The organism is Vibrio sp. 2-1-2a (assembly GCF_032648565.1).
GTDB classification, from domain to species: Bacteria; Pseudomonadota; Gammaproteobacteria; order Enterobacterales; family Vibrionaceae; genus Vibrio; species Vibrio diabolicus.
This window is the reverse complement of record NZ_WBOH01000001.1, coordinates 80,127-104,599: the sequence shown is the minus strand read 5'-3', so window position 1 is coordinate 104,599 and position 24,473 is coordinate 80,127. Positions and strand designations below refer to the sequence as shown.

The 24,473-nt window shown below is 44.4% G+C and carries 30 protein-coding genes; 20 read left to right on the top strand and 10 right to left on the bottom strand.

Going from position 1 to position 24,473, the window contains the following annotated elements:
* Positions 1-3 precede the first annotated feature (3 nt).
* The 17 genes from F7Y48_RS00610 to F7Y48_RS00530 all read left to right on the top strand — a co-directional run bounded on the left by F7Y48_RS00610 (position 4) and on the right by F7Y48_RS00530 (position 13,097).
* Positions 4-432 carry a YscB family type III secretion system chaperone gene (locus F7Y48_RS00610; protein WP_074191269.1) on the top strand — a complete coding sequence of 143 codons (429 nt, stop codon included), beginning with the start codon at positions 4-6 and terminating at the stop codon, positions 430-432.
* Positions 429-2,303, top strand: a complete 1,875-nt coding sequence (sctC, locus tag F7Y48_RS00605; RefSeq protein ID WP_395205866.1) for a type III secretion system outer membrane ring subunit SctC — start codon at positions 429-431, stop codon at positions 2,301-2,303. The genes F7Y48_RS00610 and sctC overlap by 4 nt, the downstream gene beginning before the upstream one ends.
* A gap of 5 nt (positions 2,304-2,308) precedes the next feature.
* On the top strand, positions 2,309-3,610 hold the full coding sequence (gene sctD / locus F7Y48_RS00600) for a type III secretion system inner membrane ring subunit SctD (protein ID WP_316679669.1): 1,302 nt from the start codon (positions 2,309-2,311) through the stop codon (positions 3,608-3,610).
* The gene (locus tag F7Y48_RS00595; protein WP_012841766.1) at positions 3,597-3,800 is read left to right on the top strand and encodes an EscE/YscE/SsaE family type III secretion system needle protein co-chaperone; all 204 of its coding nucleotides are present in this window, start codon (positions 3,597-3,599) and stop codon (positions 3,798-3,800) included. Before sctD ends, F7Y48_RS00595 begins: the two co-directional genes overlap by 14 nt.
* Before the next feature lie 18 nt (positions 3,801-3,818).
* A complete protein-coding gene (gene sctF, locus F7Y48_RS00590) occupies positions 3,819-4,067 on the top strand; it encodes a type III secretion system needle filament subunit SctF (RefSeq protein ID WP_047009831.1) in 249 nt (82 codons plus the stop codon).
* Positions 4,068-4,070: 3 nt separating this feature from the next.
* Positions 4,071-4,430, top strand: a complete 360-nt coding sequence (locus F7Y48_RS00585) for a YscG family type III secretion system chaperone (protein ID WP_047009830.1) — start codon at positions 4,071-4,073, stop codon at positions 4,428-4,430.
* Positions 4,427-5,062, top strand: coding sequence for a YopR family T3SS polymerization control protein (locus tag F7Y48_RS00580; RefSeq protein ID WP_253645085.1), 636 nt, complete (start codon positions 4,427-4,429; stop codon positions 5,060-5,062). The genes F7Y48_RS00585 and F7Y48_RS00580 overlap by 4 nt, the downstream gene beginning before the upstream one ends.
* Positions 5,063-5,070: 8 nt before the next feature.
* Complete coding sequence (vscI, locus tag F7Y48_RS00575) at positions 5,071-5,415, top strand: SctI family type III secretion system inner rod subunit VscI (RefSeq protein ID WP_005377202.1); 345 nt, start codon at positions 5,071-5,073, stop codon at positions 5,413-5,415.
* On the top strand, positions 5,415-6,161 hold the full coding sequence (gene sctJ / locus F7Y48_RS00570) for a type III secretion system inner membrane ring lipoprotein SctJ (protein ID WP_086012989.1): 747 nt from the start codon (positions 5,415-5,417) through the stop codon (positions 6,159-6,161). Before vscI ends, sctJ begins: the two co-directional genes overlap by 1 nt.
* Positions 6,154-6,819 carry a SctK family type III secretion system sorting platform protein VscK gene (gene vscK / locus F7Y48_RS00565; RefSeq protein ID WP_114322286.1) on the top strand — a complete coding sequence of 222 codons (666 nt, stop codon included), beginning with the start codon at positions 6,154-6,156 and terminating at the stop codon, positions 6,817-6,819. The genes sctJ and vscK overlap by 8 nt, the downstream gene beginning before the upstream one ends.
* Entirely contained in the window at positions 6,798-7,436 is a 639-nt protein-coding gene (locus tag F7Y48_RS00560) for an HrpE/YscL family type III secretion apparatus protein (RefSeq protein WP_005395149.1), read from the top strand. The genes vscK and F7Y48_RS00560 overlap by 22 nt, the downstream gene beginning before the upstream one ends.
* 132 nt (positions 7,437-7,568) lie before the next feature.
* A complete protein-coding gene (locus F7Y48_RS00555; protein ID WP_254048144.1) occupies positions 7,569-8,054 on the top strand; it encodes a CesT family type III secretion system chaperone in 486 nt (161 codons plus the stop codon).
* Positions 8,055-8,057: 3 nt separating this feature from the next.
* Entirely contained in the window at positions 8,058-9,221 is a 1,164-nt protein-coding gene (locus F7Y48_RS00550; RefSeq protein ID WP_316679667.1) for a VopS family T3SS effector adenosine monophosphate-protein transferase, read from the top strand.
* 264 nt (positions 9,222-9,485) lie between these two features.
* Entirely contained in the window at positions 9,486-9,932 is a 447-nt protein-coding gene (locus F7Y48_RS00545; protein ID WP_031780449.1) for a type III secretion system chaperone, read from the top strand.
* A gap of 10 nt (positions 9,933-9,942) precedes the next feature.
* Complete coding sequence (gene vopR / locus F7Y48_RS00540; protein WP_048626458.1) at positions 9,943-10,920, top strand: type III secretion system effector VopR; 978 nt, start codon at positions 9,943-9,945, stop codon at positions 10,918-10,920.
* Between the two features lie 230 nt (positions 10,921-11,150).
* The gene (locus F7Y48_RS00535; RefSeq protein WP_005395137.1) at positions 11,151-11,609 is read left to right on the top strand and encodes a CesT family type III secretion system chaperone; all 459 of its coding nucleotides are present in this window, start codon (positions 11,151-11,153) and stop codon (positions 11,607-11,609) included.
* Between the two features lie 9 nt (positions 11,610-11,618).
* Positions 11,619-13,097 (top strand): CesT family type III secretion system chaperone, encoded by a 1,479-nt coding sequence (locus tag F7Y48_RS00530; RefSeq protein WP_316679666.1) that lies wholly within the window; start codon positions 11,619-11,621, stop codon positions 13,095-13,097.
* A gap of 75 nt (positions 13,098-13,172) precedes the next feature.
* Here F7Y48_RS00530 and F7Y48_RS00525 read toward each other — a convergent pair whose 3' ends face one another.
* From F7Y48_RS00525 to F7Y48_RS00515, 3 genes are all read right to left on the bottom strand, one after another.
* Positions 13,173-13,376 (bottom strand): hypothetical protein, encoded by a 204-nt coding sequence (locus F7Y48_RS00525; protein ID WP_005395134.1) that lies wholly within the window; start codon positions 13,374-13,376, stop codon positions 13,173-13,175.
* A 597-nt stretch (positions 13,377-13,973) separates the two neighbouring features.
* Positions 13,974-14,717, bottom strand: coding sequence for an SDR family NAD(P)-dependent oxidoreductase (locus F7Y48_RS00520; RefSeq protein ID WP_258431680.1), 744 nt, complete (start codon positions 14,715-14,717; stop codon positions 13,974-13,976).
* 63 nt (positions 14,718-14,780) lie between these two features.
* Complete coding sequence (locus tag F7Y48_RS00515) at positions 14,781-15,233, bottom strand: MarR family winged helix-turn-helix transcriptional regulator (RefSeq protein WP_005395130.1); 453 nt, start codon at positions 15,231-15,233, stop codon at positions 14,781-14,783.
* Positions 15,234-15,368: 135 nt separating this feature from the next.
* Here F7Y48_RS00515 and F7Y48_RS00510 point away from each other — a divergent pair, with 135 nt between their 5' ends.
* Genes F7Y48_RS00510 through F7Y48_RS00500 form a run of 3 tightly spaced genes read left to right on the top strand, consistent with a single transcriptional unit; the run spans position 15,369 to position 18,231 of the window.
* On the top strand, positions 15,369-15,629 hold the full coding sequence (locus F7Y48_RS00510) for a hypothetical protein (RefSeq protein ID WP_301615485.1): 261 nt from the start codon (positions 15,369-15,371) through the stop codon (positions 15,627-15,629).
* Between the two features lie 50 nt (positions 15,630-15,679).
* The gene (locus tag F7Y48_RS00505; protein WP_104974067.1) at positions 15,680-16,693 is read left to right on the top strand and encodes an HlyD family secretion protein; all 1,014 of its coding nucleotides are present in this window, start codon (positions 15,680-15,682) and stop codon (positions 16,691-16,693) included.
* A gap of 5 nt (positions 16,694-16,698) precedes the next feature.
* Positions 16,699-18,231, top strand: a complete 1,533-nt coding sequence (locus tag F7Y48_RS00500) for an MFS transporter (protein ID WP_316679663.1) — start codon at positions 16,699-16,701, stop codon at positions 18,229-18,231.
* 51 nt (positions 18,232-18,282) lie between these two features.
* Here the strand turns inward: F7Y48_RS00500 and F7Y48_RS00495 are convergent, their stop codons facing one another.
* The 7 genes from F7Y48_RS00495 to F7Y48_RS00465 form a co-directional block, all read right to left on the bottom strand.
* Positions 18,283-18,885 carry a TetR/AcrR family transcriptional regulator gene (locus tag F7Y48_RS00495; RefSeq protein ID WP_053807479.1) on the bottom strand — a complete coding sequence of 201 codons (603 nt, stop codon included), beginning with the start codon at positions 18,883-18,885 and terminating at the stop codon, positions 18,283-18,285.
* Positions 18,886-19,169: 284 nt separating this feature from the next.
* On the bottom strand, positions 19,170-20,225 hold the full coding sequence (gene vscU, locus F7Y48_RS00490) for a SctU family type III secretion system export apparatus subunit VscU (RefSeq protein WP_048626449.1): 1,056 nt from the start codon (positions 20,223-20,225) through the stop codon (positions 19,170-19,172).
* Positions 20,226-20,240: 15 nt separating this feature from the next.
* Positions 20,241-21,026, bottom strand: coding sequence for a type III secretion system export apparatus subunit SctT (sctT, locus tag F7Y48_RS00485; protein WP_137282056.1), 786 nt, complete (start codon positions 21,024-21,026; stop codon positions 20,241-20,243).
* A complete protein-coding gene (gene vscS / locus F7Y48_RS00480) occupies positions 21,023-21,289 on the bottom strand; it encodes a SctS family type III secretion system export apparatus subunit VscS (protein ID WP_152814910.1) in 267 nt (88 codons plus the stop codon). Before vscS ends, sctT begins: the two co-directional genes overlap by 4 nt.
* Positions 21,290-21,302: 13 nt before the next feature.
* Positions 21,303-21,953, bottom strand: a complete 651-nt coding sequence (gene vscR, locus F7Y48_RS00475; RefSeq protein WP_005377232.1) for a SctR family type III secretion system export apparatus subunit VscR — start codon at positions 21,951-21,953, stop codon at positions 21,303-21,305.
* A complete protein-coding gene (gene sctQ, locus F7Y48_RS00470) occupies positions 21,950-22,918 on the bottom strand; it encodes a type III secretion system cytoplasmic ring protein SctQ (protein ID WP_046874924.1) in 969 nt (322 codons plus the stop codon). Before sctQ ends, vscR begins: the two co-directional genes overlap by 4 nt.
* Positions 22,915-24,468, bottom strand: a complete 1,554-nt coding sequence (locus F7Y48_RS00465; protein ID WP_316679428.1) for a type III secretion system needle length determinant — start codon at positions 24,466-24,468, stop codon at positions 22,915-22,917. Before F7Y48_RS00465 ends, sctQ begins: the two co-directional genes overlap by 4 nt.
* Between the last annotated feature and the right edge of the window lie 5 nt (positions 24,469-24,473).

Here is a 24,473-nt window from a genome sequence, read left to right as displayed (position 1 = left end):
TAAATGTTAGATAAGATGATGAAATCTTTAGCGGAAACGCTAAAGGTAGGGGATTTTATTGCCTCAGAAAATGGCTCTTACAACATCGAGGTTGATCAGTTGTCACTGACCATCAAACAACACGCATCATGGTTTTTATGGGAAGCGGCTTTACCCTTCCAGTTTAAAGAGCATCTAGATTATCAACAAGAACAAGCGTTACAACGTTGCATGCAGCTCTCATTAAAAACAATCCGTGAAGATGGCTGTGTACTAACAGCGAATGATGATCAGCAGCTGATTTTACAAAGCAAAGTGAGGATCGAGGACTGTTCGATTGAGCTGTTCTCTTCTTTGCTTTCTAAGCACGTTAATCTATGTGAGCGTTATATGGCATTATTGGAGCAAGAGCGCGTGAACCACACGATTAATCATAATGTGTGGTTGCCATGATGCGAAAAGTCTTTCCGAACATCAGACGTGCTGCCACAAAGATACTGTTGTGTGCTGTGAGCTTTGCTCCGTTGGGATTCGCACAAGCAACAGACTTACACTGGCCCGAGCAACCATTTCGATACTATGCAGATAACGACTCATTAAAAGAGTTGTTGAATAACTTTGGCGCAAACTATCGCGTTTCGGTTTCGGTGAGTGACAAAGTTAATGATCGAGTGAGTGGACGTTTTACTCCTGATGATCCGGCTGAGTTCCTCGATTACTTATCGCAAGTCTATAACTTGATGTGGTATTTCGATGGTGCCGTCTTACATGTCTATAAGGCGACAGAAACGCGCTCACGTTTACTCCAATTAGAATTATTGACCGCCAGAGAGCTACGAAGCACGTTAATTTCCACTGGAGTGTGGGATTCGCGCTATGGGTGGAGAGCCGCTGAAAGTAAAGGGTTGGTTTATCTTGCAGGTCCTCCACGTTATGTCGACTTAGTTGTACAAACGGCCGAAGCATTAGAAACGCGCCTGCTGCAGAAATCGAATTCAACCGACGAGTTATTCGTTGAAATAATTCCTTTGAAGTACGCTTCTGCAACGGATAGAGAAATTGCATATCGAGATCAGACCATTACGGTTCCTGGTATCGCATCGGTTTTAAAGCGAGTCGTGTCTGGTGTTCAAACTCAAGTGACGAGTACGTCGAACAAAGAAGTTACCAGTTCAGATAAGCCTGTAAAAAGCAATAAAACCGCCTCAGTTCATGGCGGAGCAACGGTTGAAGCAGAGCCGGGCCTTAATGCGATTATTGTTCGTGATACTCAAGCGCGATTACCGCTCTATCGCAAACTGGTCGCTCAATTGGACCAACCGCAATCAAGAATTGAAGTTGCGTTATCGATTGTCGACATCAGTGCCAACGATTTAAGTCAGTTAGGCGTGGATTGGCGAGCGGGAGTGTCTGTCGGAAATAATCGAATTGTTGATATCAAAACAACAGGGGATGTGAGTTCGGGTGATGTGACTCTCGGCAGCGGACAAAATTTTAAGTCTTTGCTTGATTCAACCAATCTGAATTACCTGTTGGCTCAAATCCGATTATTGGAATCTCAAGGCAGTGCTCAAGTGGTTTCAAGACCAACACTGTTAACCCAAGAAAATGTCGAAGCGGTACTGAACAACAGCAGCACGTTTTACGTCAAGCTGGTTGGTAAAGAGACCGCAGCACTGGAAGAGGTCACGTATGGCACGTTACTGAGAATTGTCCCGCGTATTGTTGGTGACAGGTTTGCTGCCCGACCAGAAATCAATCTGAGCCTTCATCTCGAAGACGGGGCAAAGATTACCGATGGTGGTGTCGACGACCTTCCTTCCGTGCGTAAAACTGAAATCAGCACCTTAGCGACGGTTAAACAAGGGCAAAGCTTACTCATCGGTGGTGTCTATCGAGATGAAGTGAGTCATCAGTTACGTAAAGTACCACTGTTGGGAGACATCCCATATTTAGGTGCATTGTTTAGAAGTAATACCAACACTAAACGCCGCACGGTGCGCATGTTTATTCTAGAACCGCGAATCGTTGTGGATGGTATTGGCGATAGTGTGTTGATTGGTAATGAGTACGATCTGCGACCAAGCATTGGCAAGCTCAACAATATTTCCAACAACAGTGCTGAATTTAAATCGGTCGTCGAAGTGTATAGCTGCACATCAAAGACTCAAGCAGAGCGCTATCAGCAAGACTTATTGTCACAGCAACAGTCGTCTCAATTGACGCAGTGCCAATTGCCGACAGGGCAAAAGGGTTGGCGTGTAAAAGTATTGGAATGCGATGACTCACAAAGTGAGTGTGTGCGTCCATCAGAGGAGCCTTAACCGCGATGCAGCAATGGAAAATTCGTATTTTATCAGGCGTGCATTCCGGAGTTGAAGTCACCTTACCTGAGGGCGCTCTTGTGCTTGGCAGTGACGACTTTATCGCAGATCTCGTGCTGTCTGATGCTGGGGTCGAAGCTAACCATTTCACGTTGGTTTGCCAGCAAGACTCGGTCATTTTACGAGGCTGCAAAGAGGCAAATATTAACGGTGAAAACATCTCTGTTGAAGATGATGGGATCGAGCTGTCACGCCATGCCGTTGTCTCTGTAGGCGTTGTGAAGTTCGCACTGGGGTACGCAGAAGATGCGTTAATCGTGAGTAACGTCAGCGACGAATCTAGCGAACAGGATACACCTGTTGTTGCTGTACAACGCTCTAGCTGGAAAAAAACAACGCTCATCGCCTTGCTTTGTAGTTTTGTCCCGAGTGTCATTTTTGCTGGTATGTGGTACAGCCAAGCTAACGGAAACAATAATGAGACTGTCACAGAAGCAGAACCCATTGTTTTGGTGCGCAACATCTTAGGCGAGCTCAAACTTAGCGACGTTCGTGTGGAATGGAATGCCGCCGCACGCCAAGCGGTTTTGGAAGGCTATGTTGAAGATCGAACTCAGAAACTCGATCTGCTTGGTCGAATTGATGTACTAGGTATCAATTACAAAAGTGACTTAAGAACGATGGAAGAAATCCGTCACGGGGTTCGATTTATTTTGCGAAACCTCGGCTATCACCAGGTGAAAGTCGAAAATGGGGATGAGACGGGCACACTGTTACTGACGGGTTATATCGATGATGCAAGCCGCTGGAACCAAGTTGAGCAAATTTTAGAGCGAGACGTACCGGGCCTAGTAGCGTGGAAGGTTGAACTGCAAAGAGCGGGTGCCTACATGGATACGCTAAAAGCCTTATTGACGGATGCAGAGCTACTGAAAAAAGTCCAGTTGGTTACCAGCGGTGATCGCATCGAAGTACGCGGGGAACTTGATGATATCGAAACGACTCGATTTTACGGTGTGACTCGAGACTTCCGAGAACAATATGGTGAAAAACCATATTTAGTTTTGAAATCCATACCTAAGGTGAGTAAAGGCACCAACATCGATTTCCCTTTTCGTAGCGTTAACTTTGGTCAGGTTCCATATGTGATTCTGACTGATAACGTTCGTTACATGGTTGGTGCAAGAACGCCTCAAGGCTACCGCATATCCAGTGTTACGCCTGCTGGCATTGAGCTGGTCAAAGGCGGGCGGGTGATAACAATAGAACTCGGATACGAGGGCGAGACGAACAATGACAAATCTTGAACAAATTTTAAATAACGACAAAAACGGTGCGGAAGTGCACAAGATTAAGAGCAAGCTCTTAGAAGCACAAGCGGTGGTGAAACGTCAGTTGGATTTAGGGTGCTCACCACAGCAGTACCAATTGCTACTCAAACAGTATGAAGCTTACACCGCCGCACATGCGGTCGTTGAATCATACGAAGCGAACTAAAAAATACGAGGAAGTCTTATGTCATTTTACGATGCTAGTAACAGTGTAAACCTTGATGATGTTAAAACTAAGTTAGAAAAACAAGCGAAAGATGCCAACACAGAGGTGACGACTGCCATCAAGAACCTAGAAACAAACGCCGATGATCCATCTAAGCTGGCTGAACTTCAGCACGCGATCAACAAATGGTCTGTTGTTTACAACATCAATGCGACCACCACTCGTGCGATTAAAGATGTGATGCAGTCGATTCTCCAGAAGGTATAAAGCATGGAACGAGAAATGCGCCAATTGCTGGCTGAAATCGCGCTGATGGCAACCGGTATGCATCGTCATCAAGAAGCTAACACGATTGCGGACGGCCTTGAAGCAAGCTCTGGTTCTGAAGAGACCGTGGTGATGATTCGTGCAATGAGCCTCATGAATAAAGGCTTGTACGAAGAGGCTCATCAATTGCTCGAACCACTTTGCAACGCCTATCCAGATCTGATCAGTTTAGCGGCCCTTGCTTCCGCCAAAGCTGGTTTATTGAGCAAAGCGGAAAGTTGGGTAGAACTCGCATCACAGGGAAGCGAAGAAAGCCAAGCATTTGCTGCAAGCTTTTCTCAGGACATTAGGAACCTTGGATGATCGTTGATTCAAGTAATCTAACTCTTCAACCACAACCTCTGCGCCAATCGGAGTCGCGCCATTATGAGCGGAGCGATGAAGATAAGATGAATGTGCTCATGGAGCGTAATGCCAAGCAAGCGGAAGCTTCACACGCCTCTCCAAAAGAGACGTTAGAGAAAACAGAAGCGAAACTGGCGGGCATCAAAGCGTGGTATGAATCACTAAAAGGCGCAGACGTTGTCAGTAAACAAAGCGTCTTATCGTCGTTGAATGAAGCGTTCTCCGATCCTCAAGTTAAACGAGAGGCAATGTGGTACGCCTTTCATGAGGCGAAGAGTGCAAAGGGCACCGAACACCCGCAAGCTGATTTATTAAAGGTGTTGAAGCAGGAGTTGCTAGGGGATTTTTCGGGCCAGCTTATTGCTGAGCCACCTGTCGATAAAGCAGCACTTAAAGAAATGTTGGCGCAGCATTTTCCACTGGGTGCCCAGAAAGAACAAGCCTTGTGGCACAGCTGGGCTGAGTTGAAGTCGTTACCTGATATGGCATCAACACTGGACATAGTTCGTGATGAGCTTAGCTTCATGATCCAAAAAAATGCGATGGTGAAAAACATCGTGACTCATAGTCACAAGTTAGATTTGTCTTAGGAGTACATATGATAAACACGCAGTACACCGAGGTGATGCAAACCAACATTGATAAGTTGCAGGATGCACAAGTCGAGGACGGTTTAAGTGAACGTTTCGAGCAAGCCATGTCGGTTCCCGAGGCGAATAATGGCTTGGAGGGCGGTTTGCTCGAAAACATCAGCGAGTTAAAAAATACTATCGATAACGCGAAAAGTAACCTGCAAGACAACATGAAGATGGTGGGTGATGATCCGGCGCAATTACTGCAAATGCAGTGGGCACTGACGCGCATTACTTTTCAAGAAGAGCTGATCGCAAAAACCGTGGGTAAAACCACACAAAACGTAGAAACCTTATTGAAGGCACAATAGTGATGATGAATAAAATGAGAGCGGTTTTCATCATGCTCACGTTGTTTCTGGTGGGTTGTCAGACCGAGCTGTACACCAACGTAACTCAGAAAGAGGGGAATGAGATGTTATCGATCTTATTATCCGAAGGTGTCGTTGCAACAAAAGAACCTGACAAAGACAACACCGTCAAGTTAATGGTAGACAGTTCTCAAATCGCCTTCGCTGTAGACGCGCTGAAGCGAAAAGGGTATCCAAGAGAGCAGTTTTCTACATTGAAAGAGGTGTTTCCCAAAGACGATTTGATCTCGTCGCCATTAGCAGAACGAGCACGTTTGGTGTACGCGAAATCTCAAGAACTTTCTTCAACCTTATCACAGATTGATGGCGTGCTGGTGGCACGTGTTCATGTTGTTTTGGAAGATCAAGATCTACGTCCAGGAGAGCGTCCAACTCCTGCATCTGCCTCTGTGTTTATTAAACACGCGGCGGACATTGCGCTTGATTCGTATGTTCCACAGATCAAACTATTGGTGAACAACAGTATTGAGGGGTTGAATTACGATCGAATCAGCGTAGTGATGGTACCCTCATCAGAGGTACGAGTTGCTACTCAAAACAATCAATTTAAAAGCATTTTGTCGGTTCAGGTCACCAAAGAGACGGCGAATAATCTTATCGCCATTTTGGTGTTCTTGGTAGCTGCGCTTATCGGTTCAAATATCGCTACTTTTACTTGGTGCCGCAGGAACACAAAGCGTGGTTAAACCAGAAACACCACTCGCGCAGGTACAACATCAATTTAACTACGCGCCTTGCCAATACATCCATAAAAGTTGGATAGAACAGAAACAGCCTTGGTTATTAAATATTGAAGGTTGGAGAGATAACCCCATGTTTAACCAATGGTGCATAAATGAGTGGGCGTTATCTCCAGTTCCAGAGACGGCTTTTAACAAACCTTGCCATAGCTTGGCGTTGCTCCCAGCGGATGCGTTGAATCAACTCGTATTGATGGTGGGCGGAGCTTTACATTGTGTGGCAATGCGAGGCGTTGTTTTAAAACATCCGAAACAGGTTCTGAACAACGTCTTTGGATTGGAAGGCGCTCGGTTCTTGATTCAAAACGGGCCGATGTTGTTATCCAGTTGGCCGCAAGGTTGGCAACATCCGTTGCCAGAATCATTGGATGAGCGGTCTGTTGAAGCAAAAATGCAAGCGCTTGGATACTCCTGGATAAGGTTTGTTTTAGTTAACTCGCCAGAAGACATTGTCCTGCGTTGGCAATTCAAACTAGAACAGCAGCTCAGCGAGAGTACGGAAATGGCTAGCTGGTTGGCAAAAGATCAGCGAGATCTAGCGTATCGACTCACAAAAAAAATCGCAAAACAGGTTATTCCCCAATGGTTTCATTTGTTGAAATAAAAACAGACAACTTGCAGCTGGCACCTGGCTTAAAGGTGCTGAAAGCGAAAGATTATGCCAGTTATCTTGATTCGCAACACTTAGTTGAAGCCGCGAACTCCAAAGCTGAAAGCATAATTGCTAATGCCCAACAAGCCTACGAAACTGAAAAACAACGTGGTTATCAAGATGGTCTCGCACAAGCCAAGATTGAAAATGCGCAAACGATGATTGAAACCCTAGCGCGTTGTAATGATTACTATCAGCAAGTCGAAGAAAAAATGACAGGCGTGGTGTTAGAAGCGGTACGTAAGATCATCGATACCTTTGATGATGTCGATACCACGGTGAGCGTCGTGCGAGAAGCGTTGCAATTGGTGAGCAACCAAAAGCAGGTCATTTTACATGTCCATCCAGAGCAGGTTGTTGATGTGAGGGAAAAGGTGGCTGGTGTATTGAGTGATTACCCTGAAGTCGGTTACGTTGACGTGGTAGCAGACGCTCGCTTGAAAAATGGAGGCTGCATTCTGGAAACTGAAGTCGGGATCATCGACGCCAGTATTGATGGACAGCTGCATGCATTAAAGCAAGCGATGGTGAAGCAACTCAGCGAGCGTAAAATTACGATTCATGAATAAATCTTAAAAAACTCAGTACTTGCTGAGTTTTTTCATTTTAATGCCTTTAAACAAAAAAAATCCGACCATTTCTAAAATATTCACTGCCATAAATCCTTAAGAATACACCTAAGAAAGCTGCTTAGGTGATAAGTGTTGCAACCAAGCAGCGCCTCTAAAACAACAAAAATAGGATTATTTAGTCGAATGGCTAATGGATTTATAACTTCTTTACTGACAGATTTTGCCAGCCGCTGCCAACTGGAGTCGCTGGTTTTTGATGAGGATGATTGTTGTCATCTACTCATTGACCAAAACACAGCAATCACAATTCGCGCACAAGAAGATCGCCTGACACTTATTGGGCTGATTTCAGGCGATAAGCCGAGTGATGATGTTTTGCATCAACATATGAAAGATGCCTTAACGCAAGGCTCTCCAGCGGTATTCTGGGAGGCAGAAACGGGATACATCGGTTTCATACACCTGCACCAGCAACTGTTAACTGCTTCTTTTCTTGATGAATCATTGGCGAATTTCATCGAATGGTTAAAAAGTGCGAACACGCAAAAAGTAACCAATAAAACAACCGAAGTACCGGTAACGAGTACTACTCATTTTTCCACATTAAGGGTTTAAAACATGATCAGTTTTGGAAGTGTTAGCGCATTGCAGACTGCCATGCCGCAAGCTCGCAACGAGATACTAAACGAAGGCAAGCTGAGTATTGGTGGCAAAGAATACCAAATCAACGCAGCGACCCAAGAATTTACTCGTACCAATCCTATTAATGGTGCGGTAGCACGATTTTTTGAAGCGACAGGAAAACTGTTTCGCGAAGGCAGCCCACAATCGGTTGCGAAAGCCCTAACAAAAGCCGTATTTGATAATGAGCAAGGCCAAGCTCAGCGTTTACGAGCTGCTTCTTCTGTTGAGCATGGACAAATGTTCTTCAAAGATGGAAACATAAAAACCGCATCAGATGTATTAAATGCATTCGCAAAATTGGATAGCAAAACGGTCCAATCGCACTCTGCTGAGCTAAACCAGTTAGCGGAGCGAGCAATGACAGAATCAATGCTAGAAACCGATTCTGGTAAAAACCTCACATCACTGATTGGCGAAAGTGCAGCGAAGTCGCTTGCTGGACGTGTAGTAAAAGACTATGGCGGTGGTGTGTCTGCAGCGCAAAAAAATCCAGCAGGTAGCATCACTCAAATGCAAGCGGTGTTTGATATGGAGGTGATGCATCTTAAATCGGCGCAACGCCATATCGAAGGTCTAGCAAGCACCGATCTAAGCCAAGGTGTATACGCTGAAGGACTGGCAGAGGACGCGTTTAACAAAAGTGGCGTCACCGATAATGTCGAACGAGCTGCGGCGTGGATCATTAATGCTTCTAACTCTAAAGGGAATGATGCCGAAAACATTACGTCTTTACTTAAAGAATACGCGTCTAATGGGAAAGACTTATTGAATATGGACAACTTAAAAGAGCTACACGCTCGATTGGTACCTGATGTTGAACGTGACTACCGAGGGCCAAATATTTCGGGTGGTACTTTGCCTTCAAGTATTGGCGGTGAGGGGATGCTAAAGCAGCACATTGAAGGATTTTTGAAAGAAAACCCAGTGGCGGATAAAGATCTGGGTAAACACTTGTTTGCAGGAGTCATTGGGTATCACGGGTTCACCGATGGAAACGGTCGCATGGGACGCATGCTATACGCGATAGCAGAACTTCGTAACGACTCATTCAATCCTTTAGCTATGAACGCAGAGAACAGCCTTCACGGCATCAAGTAATTTTTCTCTTCTATTCAAATTTTAGAGCGGCGATTGCCGCTCTTTTCTTATTTCTTTATCCAACTTACTCTTCATTTTTCTACCTCGCTAAAACGGCTAATAGCAATAAAATTGAGACGTTTAAATAAAGCTCCTGTGTCTATCACGCCATAAAATCGCTCTTATCCTTATGAGCTTATTTAAATAAGCCGTTATACCCAAGTCGTCTCGCTGCATCATATATTTCGAGGCTACTTAGGTATATTAAATTAGACAGGACACAACATGGATACAGGAAAGATTAATATGCTTCTCTCTGAACTGGGAGAAGTGCTGAACCTTGAGCGCGTGACAGCGTATGACGATCAAATGTGGTCACTGCATTTTGCTGAAAATAACAGTGTCGATGTTCTGCTTGTGGAGGAAAAAGGCGAGTTGTTGATTTCTAAAAACCTGCACATAGAACAAGAGGATATTACGTTAGACAAACTTCAAGTTTTACTTGAATACAACTTCTTATATCGAGAAACCGGCGGTGTGCAGTTTTGCGTTAATCCAACCACTAAAGATGTGGTTCTTCAGGTTGCCATTGCGGCCGAAAGTGAACTCACCAACATTGCTAACTTGATGATTCAACTGAATGAGCTAGTGGATACTTGGGCTCAGTTATTTCAGAACAATACGGTCGTAGATTTTAGCCAAACAGACGTACACGCATTTATTCAGGTTTAAGGCATCAAACATGGTCAATATTAATACATCACACATGCATTCGTTGAGTCAGTTAACGTCCCATTTGGCGACACAAAATCAAGCTGACGATAAAGAGGTTCGAGCGCATAATGGCAAAGATATTTTTGTTAAAGAAGGGGCGCCTAAAAACAAAAGCGTCAGCGCGCGTATTAGCCACCAGAATAAAGCGAAAGACATTGTGGTGAATCTGCTCACGAAGCAGGGCATTCCTAAAGACGTTGCGAAGCTGATGCTGCAAAATGTGTTGAACGGTGAAAACAAGTTAACGCTTGGTAGTCTGAAAAATCTTGAGAGATTGTCGTCTGGTCCGAGCTCACATTGGCCAGCCCCACAAACGGCGGCCTCTTCTTCTAAAGCGAATAAAACCTCATCGAGTGTAGCGCTGATCAACGAACATAAAACTAACCTTCAAAAGCTTGGTGATTTTGCCTGCACAGACTTAAATACATTTGGTGTAAAAGGTTCGCAGTTTTATGAAACCAAAGGAAAGCCTAGATTAGAAGCGCTTCACGCGAATCAAGCGCGAATCATGCAAGATCAACGAGCGACTATGTCCGCAAACGGAGTTCAAGCTGCAGCACAAAGAGGAACCGCACCGCAATTAAGCACTCTACAGAACATTGCTAAGGCAGTACAAAACGCGAAAGCCGGCTGCTGTACTACATTTGCCTTTGCTGCCGCTGCTGAGATGATTCAAGGCATGTCAGGCACACCTGAAGGTGAGCCTAAAGTAGAAGTGGTTGCGTTTAAAAAGGGCCATTCAGGTACACACCTTTATGTACTGGTTGGTCGACAAGAGGGGAGTGATATTAAAGATCCATCAACATGGAGTAAGGATGTGAAAATTGTTGATCCTTGGGCAACATCCGCATTCGGTGCACCAATGTTTGGAGATGCGCAACGACCACCTGTTTCGAATATGTTCCCGCCAACAGAAGTCATTTTTGATAGCCATAAACTGGGTTAGTCACTCTGCAAAAGAAGTGAGAAACCACATAATGCTAATCAGCTAACCTTGATTAAAAGAGCAGCCCTGAGCTGCTCTTTTTTATTACTCTGACAACTCATTTTTACAGCGAGATTTCTGCGGAAAACCTCACAATGAAGACGAGAAAGTGACAAAAATAAAGCCATTACCGACATCGTTCAATCTGCAATCGTTGTTCAATAGAGTTATTGAAACAAAAGGAAAAAGTTATGAACACGATTCAACAACTGCTCTTGGAGTTTTGCCAACTCAATGAGTTACCCGAACTGAATTTTGAAGACAATGAACGCTGTCAGCTACTGGTCGACGACCGCTACATGCTGTATTTCATCGCGACAGATACGGATGATTTAATGTTGTCCGTGACTTTCGGAGGATTAGAAAAGTCGGGCGAACAACGACTAAAAGGTTTAGAGCTGCTTGCTCATGCTAATTATCAGGGCATCGGTAGTGGCAGTCTGGCACTTGCTTTAGCCCCAAATGGTCGACAGCTTGTCTTAGCGGGACGTAAACCCGTTGAGCACCTAAACACGACGAATCTTACTGCTTGGTTTCATGAGGTTATTGAACAGACTGAATTGTGGCAAGCGCGTTTTGCAATGTTGGATCAAGCGATTCCAACCACCCCTAATCATGAACAAGCTCATGTTCAATCACTTCGTGTGTAGGAGAGAAAAATGGTCAATACAACGCAAAAAATCAGTCAAAGCCCAGTACCTGATCTAGAACAGTTTCGTGCAGTCGCTGCGCAAAAAGATGACCGAGTGATCAGTAAAAGAGGTGAGGTAAAAGAACCTTCAACGTTCCACAAAGGTCACAAGTTTGCTTCTATCCACGAAGGCGTGTTGAGAAGCAAATACACTAAGTTTTTCCAAGAAAACATCAAAACTCACCTTGATTTGAAACAGGCGCTACTTAAACAAGAAAAGCCTGAGGTTGCCTTGCTAGCTTACTCATTAGTTAGCCCTTCTGGTTATCGCGGTGAGCCGCTTACTGAGCGCAAAATCTTAGAAGTTGTCAGCTTGTTGGATGAAGTCAAGGTGAGCAGCGATACGTACCAGCAGCTTAAAAATACGTTTGATGCGATCAGCAAAGATCCGCGTATGCAGGTGAGTTTAGAGGCTCAGTACCCGGGGAAAATGGATGGTTTTGGCGCCGAACTGTTACAGGTGGGCAAAGAAAAACTGAAAGGTTCTGGCGTTAATGCTGTCATCAACCTAGCTTTGCCTGGCGTAGGGCTATTAATTTCAACAGGACGTGAGCTGCACAAAGCGGCAGTCAATGGCGATGCTGAAGCTTACCACCATCAGCTGGAGCAAATTTCGCAGCTTCCAGGGCGAGACCAACGTCTCTCTATGCCGATGCAACAAACATTAGCCCAAGGTCATGCAATGTTATCAGCTGAAGGCGCAGTTGGGGCGACATTGGGCATGGCGACAGGTAGTTTGGGTACTTTTGGTGTGAGCTCCGTAGCGACAGCGGGTGTTACGCCGATAGCAAAAGAAGCCATTGGTTCGGCTGCCACGACTGGCATCATCAGTGGTGGTGGCTTTGTTGCGAACCAAGCTGGAGCATACGGGTTAAATACGGAAGTCAAAGAGCAACTCATGCAAGGTGAGATGTCTGGTGTTTTACCAAGGCTTGAAGTTTCTAATGCCAAAGGAGACTTTACCTTCAGCATGCAAGATCCAGCTTCTGTACGCGCATTGATGGCGTACCTTGGACCTAAAGAGAACACGGCGATGACATCACCTCAAGCGCCTAAAGAAGCACAAGAGATGGAAGCTGCTCGCTTAACGTTGAAAAAGATGTTGGGATCAGAGCCAGGTGAACACTTAGTCCCTGACGTTGATTCTATCTTGAAGCTAAGTCCAGAAGATGCGCCAAGTAAAACTGAGGCAACTGCTCATAGTGCGTTTAAAAAGCTGTTGGGCGAAGATTGGGATTGGCTCATGCCTGCAGTTCGAGCGATCGATAAAGGTGAGGCGAGTCAAATCAATGAAAAGCTGACTTACAAACTGCCACTTGATGCCGAAAATGGACGAGTATACCTTGATAAATGCCCAAACCTGAGTGACGCTCAGTTGGATGCATTAGATAAACTGGGCTCACCAAGTCAATTGCGACTGATGTACTTAGCGGAAGGTTGGGTTTAATTGAAAGTAAGGGAGCAGGTGCTCCCTTACCGTATATGGTGTTTTGCCGGATGTTTATCTAGGCGTTAAATTGGCCTACTGATTTCGCTTAAAAAAGCGCTCGGCATTAGCAAATAGAGATTCACAGTGCTTTTTTTGCTTGTCGTAGTCAGCCGAACCTTCTGGCATTGCGTCTAATACTTCTTTTGCGCTGTGGTATTCTTTTACCATCAACTCAAACTTATCTTCATAATTGCTTTTTTTATTCTTTTTTTGAAAGCTATCTCGTTTTTTTCTCATTTTTATTCCTCTAGAGCGTGTTTATTAAAGGTTAATCTAATTAACCTCTACTTTTATAGGAATAACGAAGTCAAAATGGTTTAAATTAAGTCTAAATATTCCATTGTCATCGCGCTGATTAATATATTTCACCGCTAATGACTATTCCTAAATAGTGATGATATATACACGAAGTGGCTATGCAGCGTTATGTCTTATTTTGACGCTTAATGATTGTTTTTATAAGGTTAAATTCCTTATAAACCTATCGATGTAAAGACAGCGCGTTGTGATAACCATGCTAAGAGAGCTAACTCTCGTTCGTATTTAAATCAAAACTGAGGCTATTTAATGGAAGATAAAGAATAAGTTGCTACAGGAGTTGAGTAACGAAATGACTCGAAAGAAAACTAAGAAGAGACTCGAACTAAATATTTCATCAATAGCTCACGGTTAGGAGCTGAGCTCACTATACACCGATTATAAGAAATAGATAGGACTTTCTATTTTTCTTCAGACAAAACCGCCCATGAAGGAAGCTTGCGCGTTGCAAAGCAATACCTAAAGATACAAAGGCATGCGTACATGCCTTTGTATGTGTGCGAGGCACACTTGGCGCTATGGTAGGTAGGCGCCGCCACATACTGGATTGTATGTGCCCGTGATATGTCCGCTTTTTTCACTTGCCAAGTAGCTCACGGTGTTTGCTACGTCTTCAGGTGTGGCAATTTTCTGCGTTGGTGTGAACATTCGAATGGTTTCTTTAAACTCTTCAGGAGCACCTTTTGTTGCGTCTGTTTCTACAAGGCCCGGAGCAACGACATTAGACGTAATCCCGAAAGGACCAAGTTCTTGAGCGAGGTATTTACTAAAGCTATCAAGTGCACCTTTTGCACTACCATGAGCAATAAAGCTTGGTGCAGGAGCTTCTGATAAGGTGCTAGAGATAAAAATTAAGCGCCCAAACTGGTTGGCTTTCATGTTTTCTACCGCCAATTTTGCCGTTTGATATGCAGCGTGCATTTCGTCATTTAGCTTTTGTGCAAACTCTTCCCACGACTGCTCAGTGAAAGGTTTAGCGGTAAAGCTCATGTTTGCGTTTGAGACAAGAACATCAACGCCACCATGTTCATTTGCGATGCTGTCGAACATCCCTTGTATTTGTGCGTCATCTCGAACGTCAGCTTTTAAAGTGTACGCCTCACCACCGGCGTCTTGAATTTCTAGAGCTAACGCTTCCGCGACCGCAGCACTATTTACGTAGTTGATAAAAACTCGGTAACCATCTGCAGCGAGTGCTTTTGCTGTTGCTGCACCAATTCCGCGAGCGCCACCTGTAATTAAAGCATTGCGTTTTGTCATCGTATTTCTCCAAGGTTGAGCCTGACTGTTAAACCAGCTTCTGTCGCAACGTACGCTGATAAGTTAAATTTGTCCGTTAAGCTTGCGTAAGTTCGCTACCACGCTAGAAAGTTGCTGTTTGCTGTTATCTAGGTCGGCATCAGCAAGGTTCTGTTGGGCTTCTTGCAGTACTAGCGAAGCGATATTTGCACATGTATCAACGGTGTCTAAAGATTTTTCTGTTAGCACGACTAACTTACTTCGACTATCCGTTGGCGAAGGTTTCCTCTCTGTCCAACCGCGCTTTTCAAGCCCATCAATTGATCGACTGACGCTCGATTTTTCTAAGTACAACAGTTCACAAATCTGACTTTGAGAAAGGGCACCGTTGTTTCGTAACAGCAACACGACACCCCATTGTTCTGCTGTCATATCAATACCAGCATCTTTGAAACGGGTAGTGAGTAATCGGTTAAACAGACGACTAGCAAGCCCCGTAAGGTGACCGAGAGACTGATGATGGTTGTATTGGGACATGGAAAATTTCACCAAATAACATGAACGAACAATATGGTTGTATACACAACTATATTGGGCGATGTCAAATTCGTTTGAAGAAAATGCTACTAGCTTGTGCTTATCGTTGGGTTGATGTGTCAGATTGAGGTGCTAATGAAAATTGGTGAGGTAGCTTCGAAAACTTCGGCCAGTCAAATGTTTGCGCCTGATGCACCGAGTTGGGGAGCAAGCATCATTAAAGGTAGGGGAGTTGCAGTCCTCTCTTTACTTATTCAGTTTAAATGTGTTTTTTGTTTACATTACAAATGGTTAGATTTTAATTCTTTTCATTCGAAACACTTTTCTCAAGAAGTTCATGATAAATCAATGAGATTGATCTTTTTGATTGGCAATGATCAAATGTGTCTTTACTAAAACTGTACGGTACAGTACAGTTTGTAAAAATCATAAAATGGGTTTCAAACATGAAGAAGAAAGTTATCGCCTTGTCGCTTGTTGTTGGTTCGTTATTTGCTGCTGGCTGTGCCTTATACCAGCCGAATACTGTAATGACGGATAACGCATATGTTCATTCAGACGTTACGGCCATTTCACCTGAGGTTGGGGGGCAAGTAAGCGAAATCTTTGTCAAAGATAACCAGTGGGTAAGAGAAGGAACTCCTTTGTTTGTCATTGATGATGAAGACTTTATTGCCAACCAAGAAATTGCTCGAGCAGCACTAGATGTTGCGAAATCTGAGCTTACTGCAAATCAAATCAAAACGGATATGCAGTTAATGAAAATTGAGCAGGCGAAGCAAGGTATTCGCCGCGCGAGTGCAAATGCCGAACACCAAGCGGCGGAGTTTCAACGTCTTTCTCGTTTGGTACAAAAGCAATCTGTGAGCAAAAATCAGTTTGAAGCACAAAAAACACGATCTATTGAAGCAAGCAGTAATCTTGAAACCGCTAAATTGGGCTTAGCTGCTGAGCAAAAACAGCTCGACACATTGATGACTGAGAAGTTGCAACTGACAGCACAGCGTAAAAAAGCAGAAGCAAACTTACGACTAGCTAATATTTCACTGGAAAGAACCACGGTGCGTGCACCATTCGATGGCTATGTGGCAGATAGACAAGTGCAAGTCGGCAAGTTTGTACAACCAGGAATGGGGCTCATCGTGATGGTGCCAGATTATGTTTGGATAGAGGCAAACTTTAAAGAAACACAACTTGAGAACGTTGTGCCTGGGCAAGAGGTTGAAGTAGTATTGGATATGTTTCCAAACCATCCATTGCACGGCCGTGTTTCTTCGATAACCCCGGCGACTGGTGCACAGTTTAGTTTATTGCCACCTCAAAATGCGACAGGCAATTTCGTAAAAGTAGTACAACGTGTACCAGTACGTATTGAGCTAGAGATCCCTCAAGAGTTGAGTCAACGAGTCTATCCGGGGTTGTCTGCAGAAGTAACGATCGAGACCGCGGCACAAGGTTAACTGCAATGGAAAAACGTTCACCGCTGCTGATTTTGACGCTTTTTGCGATTGCTGCTTTTGGTATTAACTCCGTGATGTTTACCGAGTTATCGTATGAGATGGCGGCAACGTCAGGCTTATCTGTCGATGAAGTTGCTCTGGTTAAAGTCGGCTTTATGATTACCCAGGTATTAGGTTTTATATTCACACCAATATTGGTGCGTAGATTGGGTACGTTAATTCTCTTACATGCCATTTTATTGGTAGGTCTAGCGAGCAATCTTGTACTTTACTGGGGCGGACAGCAAGAACTGGTGTTCACTCTGACTTGGCTCTCGAGTGGCTTTTTTATGAGCATGTTAATTGTGGTATTAAACCTTTACTTGCTCCACTTCTTTGAACAGCGTTGGCTACCTGCCATTATTGCTTTAACGCTAGTATTTTCAACCTTGCTACCGATCGGCGCTTACCCTTGGGTAGTGGCCAATATTGTCGAAATCTTTGATTGGTCACTGTTGTGTGTCGTGTCGGCTTGGCTGTACTTCTCTGCCTTGGTAATTGCATGCATCTACAATCCTAAGTCGATTCAAATCGAGGCCGAAGCTAAGTCGGGCTGTTGGTTTTATTTAGTTTTTGCCCTGACAATAAGTATCGTTGTATTTCTATTGATGAGAGGCAGTTATTACAACTGGTTTGACTCGGAATGGTTTGTTAAAGCCTCTTCGATTGCCGCAGCTCTGACTTTATTAGTGGTGTATTACTTTGTGAAAACCAGTCCTTTAAATACAGCATCAATACAGCTGCATAGTAAGTTGAAAACTAATGTTTTTATGTACAACGCTTTTTTGGCAGGTTTTGCTGTTATGGCGAGCAATGTGTTGTTTACTAGCTTTTTGAAAATGGCGTTGCAGTACAACAACCTTAATGCTGGATATGCCCAATTACCGGCATTTTATGTCATGCTAGGTGGTATGCTAGTCAGTGTGCTGGTGTATTACTTCCGCCGTCCATTAGCGGATGCAGTCGTCCCGTTTGGTGTGGTGATGATTATACTTTCGGTACATATGTTTAGTCAGTTACCTAGCTTTGCTGGTACGGAATCTTTGTCCGTTCCGATGATGTTGCGTGGGTTTGGTGTCGGCTTATTGAATGTGTCTGTGACCATTGCAGTATTGATGTACTTCAATGTCGGGCAGCGCTTAGAAGGTATTGCCAATTTCTACCTCTTTCGTACCATTGGCGGTGTGATCGCTGGTGCCGTGTTCTCACGGGTAATACAAAGCCATAGTGCACAAGCTGCTGGAGAGATTGGCCGAACGCTAGATGATGTGAATCATGCTTTTGGTGTTTATAAAAATGCGTTGAGCAGTACGATTCTGACTCATGGACACTTGCCAAATTCGGCATTAGGAATGAGCCAAATTAGTTCTGTTGTCAAAGAGCAGGCGACCACTCTCGCACTGAGTAATTCATTATTGATGTTTATTATCTCGGTCTTTGCTCTCGCGCCAATCTTAATAATCGGTAAAAAACTGGCGGCGAAGCGAGAGATTCACTAAGCCATAGAAACAAGAAGGGAGCGATGATGCTCCCTTTTATATTCAGTGAGTTTATCTTTGGTATAGATTTAGGAAGGCGGTGACCGCTTTTTTCGTATGTGCATCTAACTCTTCATCTGTCGGAAAATCGAAGCCAATTAGTGCCATGTTCTGGTAATCAAGTTTAATTAATGCAAGTAGTTGCTCACAAGCGAGGTCGGCATTTTCAACATCGAGTTGTGAGCTGACAGTTTCACTCTTTAAAAAGTCGATGAGGTATTGATGAATGCGATGCGGCCCTGTCTGCCAGAATTGATTTGGTACGGAATCATGTTTGTTGAAGTCAGCCGAAACGATCCGATAAAGTGATAGCATAGGATTGGAGCATACACCTTTTAGGTACTTCTTGGCGAAGTCATTCAATGTTTCTTGTAAAGGCGCCGATTGCTTGTCGGCAAGCTGGAAGACGGACTCTAAGCTGGTTTTGGTATTGTATGCTAAAACTTCAACAAATAACCCTTCTTTGTTCGAAAAATAGCGATATAACGTCTGCTTTGAGCCTCCACAAATCGCGACGATTTGATCGAGTGATGTGTCTTTGTAACCTTGTTTTATAAAAAGGTCAGTGGCAACTTTGATGATTCGAGTTCGTTTCTTTTCGGTAGATATGCGCATAAATAAATCAACCTAAGCAAAAATCCACCTTTGTTGTGGCTGGCGTGGTTTCTTACCGAGCTTTAGGTGGTTTAGAGATGAAAGTAAAACTGTCCAGTACAGTACCACTATTGACGTTAGTAAACACGACTTTTCATGAACCAAGTGCTTCATTGAGACAAGCAAAAGTAGGCAAATTCGATATGCTGAAACCTATAGCGAAGGATGACACATTTAAAAATCTCATTACGTATAGAAAAGTGATAACCGTTCTTCGTACGATAGCCTTTACTATCGAAATCATGTTAGTTCAGCGTCTTATCTGACTCCAATGATGCCAACCAACGAAGTACTTCGGCGGTTGCTTCAATAAGATCACTTGGGATGTACTGGTCGACGTTGCCGTCCGCGTATAGTGCGCGAGCAAGAGGGACTTTTTGCATCACAGGCACACCTTCCTCTTTGGCGATTGCGATCATACGTTTGGCCACCGCATCGGTTTCCATCAAGGTAATGACGGGCAGGGGCGTTTCGCCTTTCTTGTAATAAAGACCAACCGCGATATGTGTTGGGTTTGTAACTAATACATTAGAACGTTTAACGTTTTCGCGTTGATTGGAGGCTTGTAGCTCTTGGTGCAACTGACGACGTTTGCTTTTTATTTCTGGACTGCCTTCCATCTCTTTGTATTCACGTTTCACTTCGTCCTTGCTCATTTTGAGTTTCTTCGTGTGGTCAAATTTTTGGTACGCAAAATCAGCTGCAGCGATGACGATGAAACCTACCGAAGAGATAATCATTAATTGTTTAATCATGACGCCAGTAATGGTCGGAACACATTCTAACCCACAAGTTGGAATTTGCATTAAAGCGTTGATGTTACCGCGTAATGTCACCCAGATAATGCAGGAAAGAAGAGAGACTTTAAGGATCGACTTGATAAACTCAATCACACTCTTAAGCGAAAAAATGCGTTTGGCACCTTCGACGGGATTGATCTTTTTGATGTCGGGTTTAACGGATTCACCACTAAATAGAAAGCCGAACTGCCCCATATTGGAAAAGATGGCGACGAGTGCAGCAACCAGAATAATCGGGGCGAGTAGATAGGCAATTTCTTTTGCGATGGCAATAGCGACATCGACTAGCGCATCTTGGAAGCCCTGATAAGCAAGCTTACTTGGTAGGAGAATAAGCGCGGAGATGTGCGACATGTAATAATCGGCGAACGCAAACAGTACAATTATGAGCGCCAAAATTAATGCAGACGATACGATTTCTTGGCTTTTGGCTACCTGACCTTTCTGCCGAGCATCGCGTAATTTTTTTGCGGTGGGTTGCTCTGTTTTTTCTGCGCTCATAAAGAATCCTAAGCGTTATTGCCAAATGGTATTGAGTTGTTCTGCGAATCGGGTAATGCCGTAAAACTGTACTTCAAAGTGATCCATCATTATTCCGAGATACACGATCAGTAAAACACTCGCGATGGCACTTTTTATTGGCATGGCAAGGAAAAAAACATTCAATTGCGGTGCAAAACGACTGATAAGAGCCAGACCAAACTCAGCAAGAAACATTGCCAACACTAATGGGGCAGACATCAGCACACCAAGCCACATAAGCTGTTCAAATTGTGCGTAGAAGAAGCTCACCCATGCATCACTAACGGTTGGGAAAAAGTCCACGATCGGCCAAGATGTGTAGCTTTTGAATAACGCATAGATAAAAGTGACAAAGCCCCCGCCAGAGAAGAACAGGGTAATCAACGTTTGGGTCAGCAACACTGCGGTTGGCGTCGATTGCGAGCCTAGCGTTGGATTAAACATACTTGCCATGGCAGCACCACGTTGGTTGTCGACCAGAAAGCCAGCCGCTTCTATTGCCCAAAAGGGGATAGCAGCAACAAACCCGATCAATAGCCCAATTAATACCTCTTTACCCAAAATCACTATCAGCCAAATACCGTCGGTTTCTGCGGGCAAGCTTTGCTGATTAATCATCGGAAATATAAACAGTGCGAGTGAGCAAAGCACACCATTTCTCACCATGGTGCCGCCTAGCATTTGCTTGCTCAAAATAGGCAAAAAGATGAAGCATGCCATTAACCGAGGTAACGTCAGGCTATACAAAAATAAAGCCTGGTGTAAGTCGTGATAACTCATCGTATTTGAGGAATTTTATCCATGGCAAGCGAGGCGAAGGCGTGGAGCTCTGCCCCTAACCACTGTGTTGTGATGAACAGCGTAATAATGACCGCGATAAGCTTGACCACAAACCCCAACGTTTGTTCTTGGACCTGAGTTAACGCCTGAATAAGCGACACCAATGTACCAACCAACGCTGCGACTAAAATCGGCGGTAACGACAAGTACAAAACTAGGGTTAATGCTTGAGTCGTGAAATGAATGATTTCTGCAGAATGCATACTTTCTCCGTGATTAACCGTAACTCAGCACTAAGCCGTGAGTGAGTTTCGTCCAGCCGTCAAGCAAGACAAAGAGTAACAATTTGAAGGGGAGGGAAATCGTCATTGGCGATACCATCATCATGCCCATGGCGAGCAAGATATTCGATACAATTAGGTCGATAGCGATGAACGGTAAGTACAATAGAAAGCCAATTTCAAAAGCACGGGTAAGCTCACTGACCGTAAACGCTGGCAGCAACAGCAACAAGCTATCTGACTCTAAACGGTCCACGTACTTTTGAGGCCATAATGTGCGCGCAGCATCGGTAAAGAATATGGCTTCGGTTTCCCGAATATGTTTTTTCAAAAACTCTCGATAAGGCTGTAAACCGCTTTCAATGAGGCCTTCTACACTTGCAGAATCTTCGAGGGAGATATCATGCTGCTTTACGTAGTCGTAGGTTTCAAAACCGACGGGAGCCATGATGAAAATAGACAAAATGATCGCCAATCCGTACAGCGCCATGTTCGGTGGAATTTGCTGTACACCGAGAGCGTTACGCAGCAGTGAGAATACAACGGCGAGTTTTACAAACGACGTCGCCATCATCGCGATAAATGGGATCAGTGCCAGCAGTGCTAAGCTGACAATGAGATTGAGCTCGTCAGGTAACTGGATCATGCTGGCTCCTGCGTGCCACCAAACAGTTCCAGTACGCGCACACCTAAATGCTCATTAACATTAACCAGTTCACACTCACCGACGATTTTGCCGTTGGCACGCAATGTTACCGGCTTAGATACAGGTTGGTTTAGCTCGAATACGTACCCAGGCTGAAGCTGGTTAAGCTGTTCTAGAGTGATGGTTTGATGGCCGATATCAAACGTGAGTTCCACGGGCAGTTGCTGGTGGTCGGTTAACATTTCTGAAGTGTTTACGTCATTCATATTGGTTTCTTTTTCAATAATGTGAAGAATTTGGTCATCCAGTTGGCAGCGCCAGAGATTCTGGTTAGATACTTGAAAAATGGCTTGTTGTTGGGCGATATAACAATCGTCAAAAAAGATCACATCTCCCAGTTCGAGCGAATTAAATTCGCTTAACATTAAATGGGTCTTTCCAAGGCTTAACCACACAGGTAAAGCGAGATGTCGCGCCTGAAGAGCAGCGCTGTTTGGTAGTGCATCCAACAGCACGTTTGCTCCTTCGCTAACCCACAAACAAAGAGAGCCGTTAGGTTTATTGAGGGTTAACATCAAGGTATGCTCTTGAACTTGGCTCGACTCTAACGGTTGTAACTGGCTAAGAATGGGCAACTGACCAAATAGTGCTTTGAATGCCTCACTATGCGGTTCAATCTGAGAACTCAAAAGTGCTAACTGGAGCGAGTTGGGCAGTGACTCGAATGCAGTGGCATTCAGAGTAGACTCAAGCCATTTCTGGAGTTGCGCACGACAAAAATCCACTTGGATCGTTTGCCCTCCAATCAACGTGGTTAAACGGAATCCTTCAAATGAAGGGATTTGAGAAACAGTAATCGATACGCTCTGACCATCAGCCCCTTGGAAATGGCATTGCTTTGCACAAAGTTGATTACTGAGCGCAATACTGTCTGAATCGACTTTGGGTATCGTTAACGGCGTCATAGGTCATTCTCCGCTTGCCATTCTTCATACACGCTACGTTTCTGGCGTGAGTGTTGTTGTTCATGTTGTTGTTGATCGAGCTGTTGAGTTTGTTCGCTGATCGCTAGACGAAGTGGCTGATCACCGCCAAATCGATTTAGGCGTTCGGCAAGATCTTGTCTAGCTTGTTGGCTAATAATGGAAAGGGCATGCTCTTGTCGAATCGTCACGCTATAACCTTGCGCGTCCAACTTGATGTGGATTTCGCCACCTTTTAATTGTCCTTCACTCAGAAACAGCCGAACCTCTTTGTTGTCCGATGCGGTTGGCAGAGAAACATAGATTTTGTCCACCAATTGTTGGAGTAACGTGTTTACTTCTCGTACAGGGGCCGGCTGAGCCTGTGAAGCGACACTCTTTAAAATGACATCGCCTTGTGTTGCCGCGCTCGCAAGGTGTTGAGGTTCTGCTTTTTCGTCATCCGCTTTACCGGACAGTGTTGCGCTTTTCGTCTCGATTTTCTCAAGCGATTTAGTTTCAGAACGACTATCGGTTTTGTCTGTTAGTTTGCCTGTGTCTTGTAGTCGCTGAGTTGCACGCTTATTGTGTGTCGTTTCGGTTTGTTTCGTCGTGAAGTTAGCATTGTTAATTGCATCTTGAGCGAGCTCTTTCTCTGTCGCACTTTGGGGGAGCAAGCCAAATTCAAGCTTAGGGAGACAATTCGGCGAGGTACGTTTATCCATCGGCGTCGGTTTATCATCTTTCAAATGAGCTTGAGAGTGAGGAGCAAAACTTTTTAGGGTGACATCGCCTTGTGTTGCTGCACTTGCAAAGGGTTGAGAAGGCACTTTCGTCTCGATTTTTTCAAGAGGCTTGGTTTCAGGCAGGCCATCAGTTTGGTCTGGTCGTTTGCCTGTATTCTGTAGCGGCTGTGTTGCGCGTTTATTATGCGCTGTTTCAGTTTGCTTTTTCGTTAAGCCAACAATGTTAATCGCATCTTGAGCGAGCTCTTTCTCTGTCGCACTTTGAGGGAGCAAGCCAGATTCAAGCGTAGAGAGATAATCCGGCGAGGTACGTTTATCCATCGGCGTCGGTTTATCATTTTTCAAATAAGTTTGAGCTTGAAAGTGAGGATCAACACGCTTGGTAGAAGGAAAGCTTAGAACTGAGTCGCCCTCGTGTTTTCCATCATGTTTAAGCAATTTATTGTTTTCGCAAATGATTTCTTCTCTATTTGCTGCGTCGTCTTGAGATTTCTCTACGTCTCTCTTAGTGACGACGTCACTTTTAGCTATTAAAGTGGGGATGTTTTTGTCAGCGTTGGCTTCTTGGTGCGATAGGTTAGGTTTCTTATCTAGACCTTGAGATGTCTTATGCCTTAGAGGTAGGTCTTCTTCGCCACTATGATTTTTTTGGGGATTCGCAACGATAGACTCCTTTCCCTTGCTAGGTTTCTCCGTCATTGCACGCTCGAACTGTGATTGAAGCTCAACCTCTCGTTCCAAGGGCTTTTTTTCTGGCGTTGATTTGTACAGCGTATTCGGTGTTTCTTCTGTTGGAGTAATGCGCATAATGA